Annotated in this window: 9 protein-coding genes; 6 read left to right on the top strand and 3 right to left on the bottom strand. The window is 53.5% G+C overall.

Annotated elements, in window-relative coordinates:
- Positions 1 to 2: 2 nt before the first annotated feature.
- Positions 3 to 1,274 carry a putative sugar nucleotidyl transferase gene (locus tag R3C20_17440; protein ID MEZ6042291.1) on the bottom strand — a complete coding sequence of 424 codons (1,272 nt, stop codon included), beginning with the start codon at positions 1,272 to 1,274 and terminating at the stop codon, positions 3 to 5.
- A 248-nt stretch (positions 1,275 to 1,522) separates the two neighbouring features.
- Here R3C20_17440 and R3C20_17435 point away from each other — a divergent pair, with 248 nt between their 5' ends.
- A complete protein-coding gene (locus R3C20_17435) occupies positions 1,523 to 3,424 on the top strand; it encodes a c-type cytochrome (GenBank protein ID MEZ6042290.1) in 1,902 nt (633 codons plus the stop codon).
- Positions 3,425 to 3,516: 92 nt separating this feature from the next.
- Here R3C20_17435 and R3C20_17430 read toward each other — a convergent pair whose 3' ends face one another.
- The gene (locus R3C20_17430) at positions 3,517 to 5,007 is read right to left on the bottom strand and encodes an SDR family oxidoreductase (protein ID MEZ6042289.1); all 1,491 of its coding nucleotides are present in this window, start codon (positions 5,005 to 5,007) and stop codon (positions 3,517 to 3,519) included.
- Positions 5,008 to 5,327: 320 nt separating this feature from the next.
- On the opposite strand from R3C20_17430, the gene R3C20_17425 reads away from it, so the two are divergent.
- From R3C20_17425 to R3C20_17415, 3 genes are all read left to right on the top strand, one after another.
- Entirely contained in the window at positions 5,328 to 6,839 is a 1,512-nt protein-coding gene (locus R3C20_17425) for a sodium/solute symporter (protein MEZ6042288.1), read from the top strand.
- A 564-nt stretch (positions 6,840 to 7,403) separates the two neighbouring features.
- Positions 7,404 to 8,498, top strand: a complete 1,095-nt coding sequence (locus R3C20_17420) for a hypothetical protein (GenBank protein ID MEZ6042287.1) — start codon at positions 7,404 to 7,406, stop codon at positions 8,496 to 8,498.
- 133 nt (positions 8,499 to 8,631) lie between these two features.
- Positions 8,632 to 10,068: an aldehyde dehydrogenase family protein gene (locus R3C20_17415; protein MEZ6042286.1), complete on the top strand. Its 1,437-nt coding sequence runs from the start codon at positions 8,632 to 8,634 to the stop codon at positions 10,066 to 10,068.
- 118 nt (positions 10,069 to 10,186) lie between these two features.
- Here R3C20_17415 and R3C20_17410 read toward each other — a convergent pair whose 3' ends face one another.
- Entirely contained in the window at positions 10,187 to 11,503 is a 1,317-nt protein-coding gene (locus R3C20_17410) for a glycosyltransferase family 4 protein (protein MEZ6042285.1), read from the bottom strand.
- Between the two features lie 217 nt (positions 11,504 to 11,720).
- Between R3C20_17410 and R3C20_17405 the strand changes: the two genes are divergently transcribed.
- On the top strand, positions 11,721 to 13,001 hold the full coding sequence (locus tag R3C20_17405; GenBank protein MEZ6042284.1) for a lactonase family protein: 1,281 nt from the start codon (positions 11,721 to 11,723) through the stop codon (positions 12,999 to 13,001).
- On the top strand, positions 13,001 to 14,737 hold the full coding sequence (locus tag R3C20_17400) for a hypothetical protein (protein MEZ6042283.1): 1,737 nt from the start codon (positions 13,001 to 13,003) through the stop codon (positions 14,735 to 14,737). The genes R3C20_17405 and R3C20_17400 overlap by 1 nt, the downstream gene beginning before the upstream one ends.
- Positions 14,738 to 14,853: the final 116 nt, after the last annotated feature.

Below are 14,853 nucleotides of genomic sequence, written 5' to 3'. Positions count from 1 at the left end.
GATCACATCACGCTGCGACGTTGCCTGGCTCTTTCCATCGCAGCATCGCGTTCCGCTTCAGTTTGCAGGTAGACTGTGCGAATCAGGGTTTCCATGGCAGCGGTCAGAGTCTGGTCTCTTCGCTGCATGGCAATTGCAGCGGAGGCAAGGCTGTTTTCCAGCGGCCAGTCAGCAGCCAGTTCGCCGAAACTTATGTTACAGAATGAAGGGATATGACGTGGCAGAAGCCGACCTCCGGGAAGCACCATCGCCATAATGCCTATGGAACTGCCCGTATTGAACATGCTGTCGATGGCAGTTTTTGTATGGTCGCCGATAAACGAACCGACCTTCATCATCTGTGAATCGATGGATTTACCTTTCAGAGGAACGCGTACACAACTGTAGTCGCTCTTCAGGTCAGAGGTAGATGTCATTGCACCAAGATTCACCCAGGGGCAAACGTAGCTGTGGCCAAGGAACCCCTCGTGGTATTTGTTCACGTAGCTATGAAGAATCGACTCTTCGATTTCGCCACCAACACGACAGTACGCTCCGACCGTTGTGCCGCCTCGAATCATCGCACGGTAGACTCTTGCCCCTCTACCGATATGACAGGGCCCATCAATACGCGTGAATGCCTGCACTTCGGCATCGCGGTCGATAGACACAGGTCCGGATGTTGCATCGATCACAACAAACGGATCGATCCTCGCTGATTCTGAAATATAGACGTCCTGCGGATCTCCCAGAATCACAACCTGAGGACTACTTGTGGATTGAGAAAGCCCTTCGTCCCGGAAATCTCGAACCAGCTGCGTAGAGTTCCGACTGACCAGGTCCCATGGATAACGGATAATGCTGCCACCTGCTTCGACAACGCGTCGACTTCGGGCCAGCAAGAGCAGCGTGGAGCTGAAGTCCTGTTCGGTAAGCAGGCTCAATTCTTCCGGGGCAAGTGCAATCCACGCAAGATGTCCATCGATAAATCCGGCGCTGTCGAGGTCCAGTTGGGAGGGATCAATTCTGGCATCCGGCAACCAGCGTCCATTCATCAGCAACGTCGAGTGATGCTGCAGCCAGTTCAACTGGTTGACGTGAGCATCAGGAAACTGCTCTCGGTAAACCGCCACCAAATGCGATCGGACCCAAACACCCCAGTGAGCACCGGGGAACCATCGTTCCACTCGGCGCCGAAGGCAATCACGACCGCACACCAGCTCAAACGAAGGTCGCAGCAGCGTCAGAGGAGACAAATCGTCGGTGAGTTCATCTTCGAAAAGTAAATAACGCATTTGCGGAAACGAGATTATCAACGACAGCTGTAAAGAAATGGCCGTTCAGCCTCAGAGTATTCTGGTTCCATTGCCAGATTTGTACGACCTCGAAATGATTCAAAATCCATGCCAACGGGATCGAACGGTGGAGCCCATTGGGTGGACCAGCAATGTTTGCCGCGCAGCTTTCGGGCCGACTGGCTATTCTGATATGATCCTGCGACATCAGATTGGCCTGAATTTCTTCGTTAACGGCACGCACTGCTATGAGTCGAACATTCCCAACAGGTGACTTCACTATGTGTCCTCGTTTCCTCCGTCTGTTCATGCTGGGCTTAATCCTGCCCTTGACCTGCGGCGTTTCTTCGCGGGTTCAGGCTGGCCAGTCAAATAGTCTTCTGGCGATCGACAGCAGCAACACACTGATCGCATGTTCGAACCGCGACAGTGGTTCCGTAACCATACTGTCCTGGCCTGAGATGAAGAAAATTTCGGAAGTTCCGGTTGGTGTTCACCCGGAAGGTGTGGCGTGGATACCCGGAACAAAGCAACTTCTGTGCTGCGTCTACGGGGACGATGTCGTTAGCGTGATTGACGCCGAAAAGGCGACAGTGACGCAGCAAATCAATGTATTTGACGAACCCTATGGGGTCGTGTGCTCCGAAGATGGTCGATTTGCCTATGTCACCCTTGAGTATCCCGGACAGGTCGTTCGGATCAACACATCAACGTGGCAACAGGATGCTGCCTGGACTGTCGGGGCCATGCCGCGCGGGATCGCAATCAACTCGGATTCGACCGCTCTGTTTGTCACCGAATATCTAACATCACGACTTGTGGAGGTCTCTACAGTCGACGGGACCCTGAAGAGGTCCTGGGAACCAGCCTCAACAGACAATCTGTGTCGGCAGGTGACGTTATCGAACAATGAACGAAAGGCGTATCTGACTCATATTCGTTCGCGAGTCACAGCTGCACACGGAAACGGTTCGATCTTTCCGTACGTTTCGGTTGCGACGCTGCAGGGGGAAAAATCGGGGCAACGGGTTCGCGTTCCGATGGATTCGATTCGAGGTGCGAGAGTCACCGCAAATCCATGGGAAACAGCCGTTTCGCCGGACGACAGCACAATTGCAGTCATCTTTGGGGCGACAAACGACATGTTTCTCTGCCGGGTTATCAACGATGACTATTCGGAACTGGACTATGCGGCATCGATTCCACTGGGCAACAATCCACGAGCTGTTCGGTACACAAATGACGGGGCTGCAATACTGGTGTACAACGCACTGGATTTCGAGGTGGTGGCAATTGATCCGGCCAGCCTGAAAGTGATTGCTTCCGAGAAAGTGACTCAGAATCCCCTGACCGAAGACGCGCTTCTCGGAAAGAAGCTCTTCTACACAGCTCTTCAGCCGATGTCTTCCAGAAACTGGATCTCCTGCTCAAGCTGTCATCCCGATGGTGACGCCGATGGTCGCACGTGGCAGCAACCAGAAGGTTTGCGAAGTACTCAACCTCTCGCGGGACTTGGCTGGACACATCCTGTCCACTGGTCTGCCGATCGCGACGAGGTACAGGATTTTGAACACACTGTCCGCGGGCAACTGATGCAGGGGCGGGGGCTAATGCGCGGAGCGTTGCCCGATGCGCTCGGCGATCCCATCAGTGGCAAAAGCAAGGCATTGGACGCTCTGGCAGCTTATACAAATTCACACAAATTCACGCTCAGTCCTCATTCGAAGAATGGGCTTTCGGAGGCTGCTCGACGCGGCCAGCAACTATTCCATTCAGATCGAACAAAATGCGCGTCGTGCCACAGTGGCCCGTTCTATACAGACTCGCAACCACGCCCGACCGAACAGATTGTTCGGCACGATGTTGGTACCGGCCATGACGACCCATCAGAATTGATGGCACCCGCCTACGACACGCCAACGCTTCTGGGCATCTACCGATCCGGGCCTTACCTGCACCATGGAAAAGCAGAGACTCTGACCGATGTGTTAACAACATGGAACAAGGACGATCAACATGGGGTAACCAGCGGCCTGAACGAATCGGAAATAGCGGATCTGGTGGAATTCCTGAAGGCACTACCGTTTGAAGATCCGGAGCCTGCAGCAATTCAGAAGGGACTCAGAAAGGTTGTGAGCCGACTTCAATAAACTGGCGTCTGTCGAGCAAGCGGCAAGAAAAAAAGAGCCGCTCAAATCTGAGCGGCTCCGCTTCGTTTCTGTTCAGTGGTATTTCCCTGGGGCTACTTCGCTTCGGTCGCCTTCTGCTCGGTTTCCAGCTCGGAAATCTGCAATGCAGAAATCAGCAACTCTGACAGCTGTACGGCGGTCACGGGATCGGTGTCATCCCAGCAGGGTGCCATATCCGGTACCCGAGTCTTTGCCGAAGCCCCAAAGTCCACTGCTGTCATTCGCAGGACGGGCGTCCCGGCAGGCGGCAACCCACGCTCAACGGAACAAATGCCTTCGGCTGACAACTGCAGCGTTGCCTGTAACCCGCCTGGTCCGGAAAGATCAATGCCGACCGTGTTTTCCGGAATCGCGCTGGTGTTGCTGGCTGAATGCAGAACTTCCATCGCTTCGAATGCAGGCTCAACCCACTCCAGCTTTCGCTTGCCCCATCGGTCCTCGTTGCCATACTCGATGTAGCGATGCATCACTGTCTCGTCAATGACTGGACACACAATGTCGCCGGCAAATCGCTTCGTGTTTGTCAGGTCAAAGATGTTGTCGGTGCGTTCGTACGGAGCATAGGTCTCCATGTTCTCCTTGTACAAACGCTCAAACATGTACTGGTCTTCGTTTTCTTCCCGACTGACTGCTGCTGGTTCCGGCGCATCTGCTCCGATGAATTCAGCACCCGTTGAATTGAAGAAATCAGCACAGTACTGAATGATCTGACGGACTTTGATTGGGTGGTCAGGAGCGATGTGAAACGTAAGACCGCGTGCTTCCGGGGATTCGAAGATACGAGTCATGACCGCCGATACCCACTCGACAGGAATAATGTTCCGGCGTTCGTCACCCGTCATTCGCAGTCGAATTGGGGTTGGATGCTTTCCGTCCTCGTTCAATGGGATAGCCGGAATCATCAGAGCCATGAGTCGAAGGTACAGATAAATTCCGTGGTAGGTATTTGTGTACCCGGTCCTGGAATCGCCTGCAATGACGGCGGGACGATAGACCGTAACGTGGTCTGCGAAATCGATCTGCCGGACCAGTGACTCTGCGAGGAACTTACTTTCTTCGTAGTCATTGCGGAAAGTCTGCCCGGCAGACAGACTGCTTTCCATGACACGACCTTCCTGGATTCCCGCGACATAGGCAGTAGACACGTAGTGGATGTCGTGAATCCTGAGATCACGACACAGCGCGATCATGTTTTCAGTACCATTCAGGTTCGTTCGCCACGGTTCCCCTGCGCGATCCTTTCCGTAGAATTCCAGGATCGCAGCACTGTGGATGATGCTGGAACAGTTCTCGCTCACCCATTCGGCGTCTTCTTCGCTGAAGCCAAAACCTGGCTGGCAAATGTCTCCTGAAATTACGACCGGTCGCGGCAAAGCGCGGCCAAGTTCGCGTTCCCAGTGCTGAAGGATTTCCTCCATTCGGTCTGATGCGGATTGACGCCGCGATGGGCGCACGACCACCGCCAATTGGTGTTCATTCAGCAAAAGATCTCGAACCAGATAACGTCCAACCAGCCCTGTGGCACCAGTCAAGAGTGTGTACATCGTGTCCCCTGGCAATAATCTGCGAAACAACAACCGACCTCACGTCAGTCAGCACGTCATCCTGTGATGAGCACGCGGAGGTTTTCTGAGGCAACATTGAACCACAGAATCGACGATTTCAAAGGAAAAACAAACCTCTCTTCGGTGCATCGTCGACAAAACTGCGGGCACCGGCCAGGCCATTCCTTCAAAGGCAACAGTCTGAGTAATATTCACTTTTTACGCAGAACTTCAACTCTACTTATTCTGAACAATCTTACATCCGAACAAAACGACTATTCTTCTTGTTCCTCAGACTCCTCCCTTCGGATAACCCCCAGATGTTTGGCCATACGCATCCACTCGATCTGATCATCATATTGCTCTACCTCGTCATTGTAACGGCCCTCGGCTGTTTAATGTCGAGGCGAACAAAGAACGCAGGCGAATTCATGGTGGCCGGAGGCTCACTGCCAGGGTGGGTAGTTGGACTTTCGATCATTGGAACATTCGTCAGCAGCATTAGTTTCATCGCGAATCCAGGCAAGACCTTTGCGGACAATTGGAATCCATTCGTGTTTTCTCTGTCGCTTCCGTGGGCAGCGTGGATTGCCACAAAGTGGTTTGTTCCGTGGTTTCGAGCGACTGGAAGCGTTTCCGCTTTCGAGCCTCTGGAACAGTGTTTTGGAGCCTGGGCCCGCGTTTATGCGGCTCTGTTTAATGTTCTCTACCACGTTGGACGAACCGGAACGATCCTTTACGGTGTGTCTCTGGCAGTGAGCACGCTGCTTTCGATTGACGTCTACTGGCTGATTCTCGCGATCGGAATTCTTGTGATCGTCTACACACTGACGGGTGGCATCGAGGCGGTCATTTGGACGGACGTTGCGCAGAGTCTCATTCTTGTGGGTGGAATCATTATCTGTGCAGGGTTGTTGGTCAGCCGGGTACCAGGAGGTTTCTTTGGAATCATCGATATCGCTCGCCACCAGTCAGTCAACAAACTGTCGCTTGGTTCCACCGAGTTCAACGGAAGCACCTTTGCAATACCATCATTCTGGATGACGCTGATGTTCGGGCTGGTCATCAACGTGCAGAATTTTGCTGCCGATCAAACCTACGTTCAGCGTTACTTTGCTTCTGATTCGAACCAGTCTGCACGAAAAAGCGTTTGGATGGGTGCATTGGGATACATCCCGATTTCAGCAGTCCTGTTCTTCGTGGGCACCGCATTATTCGCGTTTTACCAAACGACGGGAAGCGGGGTTTTGCCGGCTGATATAAAATCCGACCGAGTACTGCCCGTTTTCATCCTTTCGGAGTTACCACCGGGGCTTTCAGGGCTTCTCATCGCGGCAATCCTGGCAGCAGCGATGAGCACCGTCGACTCATCGCTGAATAGTTCTGCAACCCTGCTTCTTTGCGATGTGCGACAGCGATTCTGGGGCCGCACGGCGGATGCCAGCGAACTACGGTTCCTGCGTAACATCACCATCGTGCTTGGGATAGCTGGCATTGGTTGTGCAATTGCGATGACGAAAATTGAGTCCATGCTGGATGCATGGTGGAAGATTTCAGGAGTCTTGAGCGGCGGAACACTGGGGTTAATGTTGCTGGCCAGATTTACTCGCGTTCGGGGAACCCTCGTCAGTCTGGCGGCCGTCATTGTGGGAGTCACCTTCATCGGGGCCATCACACTCTCCAGCCTCGACAATCCGCCACCGTCCATCGCGTGGATCCGCGGGTATGTACATCCTCTGATGGCCATCGTCATAGGTACCGCGGCGGTATTTGTGACGGGAATTGCACTTTCTGGTGTCCGGGCCATCTTTCAGCGTTCAGAGGACGCGTAGTGCAGGCCTGATCACGAACGGCAAAATCAAATGACGGAATGAGTAATGACGCGGTTGCGAACGACATTCTTCGTTCCCTGGGTCAGACTTGTGTTTCACTTGTTTTAACGAACCCTCCCGCTTAGCCGGATCTTCAAGGACTCGGTTACTGCGCTATCCTGCCAGCCCGCTCAACAACTTCGCGACCCGTCAGAGATGGGTCGCTGGACATTGCCGACGCTGAAAAACGTGCCTCTCTGACGCGTGCGGTTGCCTTTCGCGTCGTTTTTCAACGGCCAGCGATCAGGATTCTGTCGAATTTCCAGAGCGACCAATTCGGCAAGTGAATTCCTGAATCTCATTCAACGTCGTTTTGAGGGAAATCAGCTCAACGGTTGGTAGAGATGAGAAATTGTGTCTACCATGTTTTCCTCGTGGATGCGGTTTTGACACCGGGCCGCGCGAGGCTGAAATCCCCGTGGTTTTTCACACTCCACCCGAAAAATAGTTAGAGATCCCACTTTTTGTCGGTTCCGCGTCGCAGATCCCCGACATTTTGACTTCGATTCTGTAGAAGGATGTTTTGTGGCTACGCTTGAAGAAAAGTGCCTGGAACGAAAGCAGCAACTCGATCAACAGACTCGTGAGATTGTCCAGTGGCATTTCAGTGATGAGACCGGCTGCGAGTTCTGGCTTGAGAAAAAGAAAACTTTTGACTTCGACCCTCTGAAAGATGTCAATTGCTTCGACGATCTTAAGAAATTCCCTCTGTTTGAGGATGAATGGCTTCGCGGCGGGCCCATGAGAAGATGGGTACCGAAAGCATATCAGGACAAGCCAATCTATGTTTTCGAAACTGGTGGCACCACGGGGATCCCGAAATCTCGCGTTGTCGTCGAGGACCACTGGATCGACTACGAAATGTTCAGCGACACGTTACCGGATGAAAGTTTCCCGCGCGGGGCGAACTGGCTCATGCTGGGCCCATCGGGTCCAAGAAGGCTGCGCCTTGCAATTGAGCATCTGGCACAACACAGGGGGGGCATTTGCTTCTGCGTGGATCTGGATCCGCGGTGGGTCGTCAAACTCCTGAAGAAAGGGAAAGTTGAAGAGGCGAAAGAATACAGCGCTCACGTCATCGATCAGGCGATGACCGTCCTGTCCGCAAATAACGACATCCAGTGCATGTTCACCACCCCGAAACTACTGGAAGCCCTGGCACTGCGGCTGATGGATGAAGGCAGCAGTATCGAAGAAGCCGGAATCAAAGGCATCTTCTGTGGTGGTACGGAGTTTACGCAGCAGTGGTTCCGGTTCGCATGCGAAGAATTGCTCGGTCCCAATGTCTACATCACGCCGACCTATGGCAACACGCTGATGGGGCTGGCATGCGGCAAGCCATTTGACCCCGCTGACAATTACAAGATCACGTACTATGCACCGCAGCCACGTGCCGTGGTAGAGGTCGTGGATTTTGACGACCACAACAAGGTCGTTGGGTACGGTGAAACAGGTCGAGTAAAGCTCTATACCCTGACGAAAGAGCTCTTCGTGCCCGGGTTCCTCGAACGCGATGAGGGCGAAAGAGAAAAACCGTGTGACAAATACACCTGGGACGGCGTCAGCAGTGTTCGCCCCTACCACGTATTTGCAAAAACAACGACTGTTGGGGTCTACTAGCTGCCACAGTGACCGTCGGAAGCCAGCGGAGTCATCTGTCACGCACGGGCGTCTTTTCTGGCAACCTGCGACGCAAACGCTTACTGCGAAGCATTTCAGTTCAAATTTCTCTGTTTAATCAGCACCTTCTGCCATGCTTGAAATTCCAGTTATCCGTTGGGGTAAGCCTTACGAGTCGCTCGAAAAGGCGGACGTAGTTCATTTTGAAACCGGAGAAGTCATGGCTCAGATGCATCAGGCCAATGCAGGCCTGGTGCAAATGGACATGCGGAAAGCAGACAAAGCACGAGAAGTACTTCGTCAGTTCCAGCCCGCCGATCTGATCGACATGTGCGTGAAAGCGGCGGACTTGTTTCTGACCGCAACATTGCCGATGGGTAACGGCACACAGACGCCGGAAGAATTCTGCTCGATTCAATCGGCAACTACGGGTCTTCCGCTCAACATGGCACGAGCCAACATGAGCAAGAATGCGTTCGTGCTCAGCAATATGGGCGCGATGCTGGATGCGTTGACACGGGGTCTGCCACTCGAAATTCTTTCGCGTGGATACGGCATGGAAAGTCGCGGGGTGATGGTGAGCTATCAAAGCACCACTCCGGTTCTGGGGCTCGTGTTACCATCGAATTCTCCTGGTGTTCACACACTATGGCTTCCGGCGATTCCTCTGCAGGTTGGATTGGTTCTGAAGCCGGGGTCCTCAGAACCATGGACTCCGTATCGCATGTACGAAGCATTTGCGGCAGCTGGCGTCCCGAGGGAAGCATTTTCACTGTATCCCGGGCCACACGATGTCGGAAACAAAGTACTGGAAACATGCCAGCGTGCGATGATTTTCGGGGGTACCGCCACGGTCGAGAAATACGCTGGCAATCCCCGGGTTCAGGCTCATGGTCCAGGATTCAGTAAGATCATGCTCGGCGACGACGTTGTCGACCGCTGGGAAGATTATCTGGACATCCTGGTGAAGAGCGTCCTGATTAACGGCGGTCGCAGCTGCATTAATTGCTCGGGAATCTGGGCATCTCGCCACACAGAAGAGATCGCGGATGCGATTGCAAAACAGCTGGGCCCGATCACAGCTTTGCCAACCACCGATCCCAATGCCGCTCTTGCTGCGAATACGATGGCAGGTGCTGCCGAAGCCATGAACCGTCAGATCGACGAAGGTTGCGAATCTGCTGCCGTCACAGAGATGACGGCCAAATATCGGGACGGTGATCGATGGATTCCCAAAGAACGCTGTGACTATCTTCGCCCGACCGTTCTGCACGTCAGTGATCCTGACGACAAAATGGCAAATACGGAGTACATGTTTCCATTCGTGTCTGTGGTGAAATGTCCTCAGAACCAGATGCTGAAAAAGATCGGTTCCACACTGGTTGGAACCGCAATCACTGAAGATCCGAAATGGACACAGGAACTGGTTGACGCGAGACACATTGATCGACTGAATATCGGTCCGATACCAACCTGCGCTTTGAACTGGCTGCAGCCACACGAAGGTAATATCATCGACTTCCTGTTTCGCAACCGCGCATTCCAGAACAGCATGCCGCCAGCTCACTAAGTGCCTCACTGATCGCTGTCGAATGGCCCGACGCCTGACTTCTTATGGTCGGGCCTGTTCGAATTGCAGACTGTGCGAAATCCAGTTGAGACTGTTCGAATTCGAGACCGCGCGAGTTTCAGAAAGACTCCAGCACAGAACGCACGACTGGTCCGGTGCTCTGCATGGAATGCAGCCTCGTAGCCGATTCGATCAACCTGGATTTACAATCAGAATCCATATTCCGCGTGTAGGTCGTCACAAAATCCTCGAGCTTCCGGACCGAAGATTCACCATGCGGCGGTTTGCAACTGGAATCGAATAACCAGCCTGCTCCCAGGTCGGCAATGCGTTCAGGAAATGCTCCATGAGCGGGAAGCAGCGACGGAACACCCAGCAGAGCCGCCTCAATGACGTACAGTCCCTTAGGTTCGTGGTAATCCGCAGGAATAAACAATAAGTCGAACGCCTGCAGGATTTTGAACTTCTCACTCCTTGTCGAAGGACTACCAAGCCACCGCAACCTGTCTGAAGGGACGTCCTTCTGCACTCCTGCAAGCAATGAGTCAAACCAGTGCCGGTGTTGCTGTGGTAAAAATCCGGCGATCGTAAAGTCCACGTCAGGATAGATCGGAAGCAACTGCCGGGCCGCATCCAGGAAGTGCTGAACGCCCTTCTCGGGACAGACTCGTGCGAAATAGCCAATATTCACACGGCCCTTGTCCCCATCCGCCTGTATTTCGGTTTTGGCTTGTTTTTCTTCAACATGCCACCCATCCATGGTGAGCGGAATTTCACGAAATTCCATGCCTTGCAGGGAAAGGTAATCCCTCATGTGGCTGCTGTAATACCGGCTGTGAGTCAGTATTCCGTCCAAAGAACGACAGTTGTCAGTCAGCTGCCGTAATGCCGGCTGCCGGAATTGTGGTCTCAGAGCATCAAGAAAAATGTCGTCGCCCTGAAGCAGCGTGAGAATCCTGCCGCGAAACCGACTGCGTAAATGAGGAACAACACCGGACAGAAGTGCGTTACTGAACACCACGATATCCGGCTTCAGGTCATCGACGATGTAGTCAACAAGCTGAACAATCTCGCCGCGCTGCGGGCCGTGCGTACCGCTAAGAAGATCAATGGTCAATTTTCCGAGACTGGCTGCGTCCGTACTGCCGCTCAGTCGGGAAAGTTGCCGAATCACACCTGGGTGATCGAGCCATGATTTGAGGAAATGCGGCAGACGCCGCCAACCGGGAACCACGGAATCCAGGTAAACATTAATCCCGCCGAGGAAAACTTTAGGGCTGCTGGCATTCTCTTCATCCACACGAATCGGCGTGTAAGTAGGAATGAGCACAGCGTCCACGTCGGCTATCCGCAGAGCGCGAGCAAGTGCATTGTCCTGCATGCATGAGCCGCAGAACATCCCCGCCCCCCCGGCTGTGATTATTGCAACTTTCATGGAATGATTCTGTGTTGGCGGTTGGGATTTTTCCAGCGGGGCTCGCCGAAACGGTCGACCAGTCGACGGACATCGATCAGGACGTTTGTCCGGGATGACACGGTAGGAAATACTCAGGGCGTTTCATCTCTCGCTCGCGAATTTGGTGGAATAATTCAATACTGCGACCACAAATGGCGTACGAAAGTGATCCTGCTCGAACAACCGGAATGATAATATGCACACCAGTCCGTATTCCAGGCGGCAATTCGTCGGCAGCGCAGCCTCGCTGGGCATCACCGCTGGGTTGTCAAGAATATTTGCGTCCTGCCACACCATGGCGATTCCCAGTGGGCAACAGAACTCACGTCTCTTCGCGTATGTCGGTACTTTCAGCTCGCCCCTGAAGGATACGCTGCCGACTCAGGTCGACCTTCCTCCGGGCAATGGTCGTGGTATTCATATTTTCGAGATTAATCGCCAGTCTGGCGCGATGATTCCGGCGGGAACATTCGATCTCGGAACCAGCCCCAGCTGCGTTACCATTAACCGATCCGGAGATCGGCTTTATTCCGCAAATGAGACCGATCGGGTCGGCAATGACAAACAGGGCTCCGTAAGCTCATTTGCCATCGACAAAAGCAACGGGCAATTGCGAATGCTGAATTCGGTCAAGGCGGGCGGCGCTGGACCGACTTATGTGAGCATCCATCCATCCGGCAAATTTCTGTTGGTGGCCAACTACTTCGGTGGATCTGTTGCCGTATTTCCGATCCTTAAAGACGGCACACTTGCAGATGCGAGTGACGTAAAAAATGACGAAGGAAAGATTGGACCAACGCGAGCTGTCAACGCTCCTCCGGGAAGCTTCGCATTCAGTGGACATGACCGAACCCACGCGCACATGATCGAATCTTCACCGGATGGGCGGTATGTCCTTCATGTCGACCTGGGCCTGGATCGCATCTTCATCTGGGCATTCGACGCAGAGAATGGAACTCTGTCGCCCGCAATACAACCGTTTGTTGAATTGCCGCCCGGAGATGGGCCACGACACTTCTACTTTCATCCCAACGGCAAATGGTTCTATTCCATTCAGGAAGAAGGATCGACGCTTGTCGTGTTCGACTACGAAAAAGAGTCCGGCCAACTGACCCCTCGGCAGACCATCTCCACACTTCCTGAGAGATTTGTGGGCAGCAACTTCTGTTCTGAGGTACTCGTCAGTTCAGATGGCCGGTACCTGTATGCTGGCAATCGATTGCATGACAGTATTGGAGTCTTTGCTGTTGGTGCTGACGGAACGCTGTCGCATGTGGACGACGTCTGGACTCGCGGCAATTATCCCCGCAGTTTCAGCATCGACCCGAGTGGAACGTTCCTGTACTGCTGCAATCAGCGGGCAGATCATGTCGCGGTGTTTCAGGTCGATCGGGAAACCGGAAAGCTTGAATTTACGGGCGATTACGGTGCAGTTGGCAATCCATCGATGATCGCGTTTCTGGAAATTGACCGCTAATGCATGTCGAGCCCATCGTGGCCGCAGACCAACCCTCCCGTCTGGTGTCTGGTGCGTATTGCTGGCGAATCACGCTGGTATTGGCATCCGTCGCCACGCTTGCGATTCTGCTTTGCCCATTCATTCCGCTTGGAGTCCCAGACGAATGGACATGGACGAGGCATGCGTTCGCCAGTTCAGCTGGCGAATGGATGGATCGATTTCTGCCGGGCATTGTTGTGGGGATATTGCTTTTCATACTGGCTGTCTTTGGTGATCGCCGCATCTCGAAATACGGACAGATTCGCCACGCACTGCTGATTATCGCTCTGACTCTGTTGACGGTTGCCTGGCAGAATGCAGCAGGGCGTTCGGCGCCAACGCCCCATCGCGAAGTGAAGTCGTGGTGGATTGTTTACGACAGGTTTGCGTCCGGCTATTTCTATGAAGCCGCTTTCAAAATTAATTCGATGGACGAACTGCTGACCGGGTACGAGGAGCGGATGGCAGAAGGAGACGTATTGCATGTCGGAACACACCCACCAGGACTCTTCATGCTGTGCGTCACGGCTCTGAACCTGACGCACAATCAGGATAGTTTTGTCGACGTTCTGAGAAACATCCGGAGTCGCGAAACAGAAATCTTGTTCCGTGAGCTGGAAGCCACCGCCAGAATGAATCGGCCCCTTTCGCAGGCGGAACTGGCAGCCTTACAGCTGGTCTCGTCAATCAGCATTCTGTTTGCCGCCATGTCTGTGATTCCAGTGTATCTGCTGGCATCGACCATTGCTGGTCGAACTTCCGGATGGAGAGCGGCATGTTTGTGCGCCACTATCCCAACACTTGTTATCTTCACACCCAAGTCCGATGTCATTTTTGCCTTCACAGGGACTCTGTTTCTTTGGCTGACTGTCGTCGCGGGACTGACTTCTCACTTGCGTGTCAGAATTCTCAGTTCATTGGCTGCCGGAATTCTGTTGTTTGCAGGGATGCTCCTGAGCCTGGCCCACCTCCCCTGCATTGTCGTGGCCTTCGCCTTCGCCGTGTTGCAACTCGGCCAGAATCAGGCGACCCGGCCGCGATCGATTTTTGCTGCCGTGGGCATGATGGTTCTCTCCTGGGCTGGCTGCGTCCTGCTTTTCGACGTCATAACAGACTGCAATCTGCTGAACGTCTGGCGAATGAATCTAATGAATCACGAGGGGTTCTACGAAACTTCCCCCCGAACGTGGTGGATCTGGACTCTTGTGAATCCACTTGAATTGACGCTGGCAGTTGGCGGGGCTTTGATGCTGGCGGGCGGAAGAAACGTCTTTGACTCTTTCAGGATCCTGCTCCGGAATCTTCGATCGAATCGTTCATCTTCCATGATTCCGTCAACGGATCAACAACTTGTGAAAGTGCGCGCAGGCACCCTGGAACAGGATCCCAATGAAGCTGGGTCGCCATCAAAGCCGAATCCTGGTGTGCCCGCAATCGACTCTGCCTGCAGCGCACTGATGGTTTCGATGGCCGCAACATGGGTCATCCTGTGGCTATCCGGCAAGAATATGGGAGAAGCCGCCAGATTATGGTGTTTCCTTGTTCCCTGGATTGCGATCGTTGCCGGCTGCAGCTTCAGGCATTTGCCGTTCGGGCAATCCGGATCGGGGCAGGCGTCTTACGAAAGCGATAAGACAAACTTTTCCATACTGATCGGACTCCAAATCGTCTGTAGTCTGATCACTGTCTCTGTTGTCAACGGATTTTCAGTTTGACGTGCCGCTCAGCCCTTTATCGAACTTCATACTTTCGCCAATTGTGTCTTGTGCAGCCATTTAGTTTTGCGGACGTGGCCCCGTTGATCATGCCGAAGCCTTGAAAACAACGCCCG

The sequence above is a fragment of the Planctomycetaceae bacterium genome (genome assembly GCA_041398825.1).
Lineage (GTDB): Bacteria > Planctomycetota > Planctomycetia > Planctomycetales > Planctomycetaceae > F1-80-MAGs062.
The sequence above is the reverse complement of the archived record's forward strand: the minus strand, read 5'-3'. Positions and strand labels throughout refer to the sequence as shown.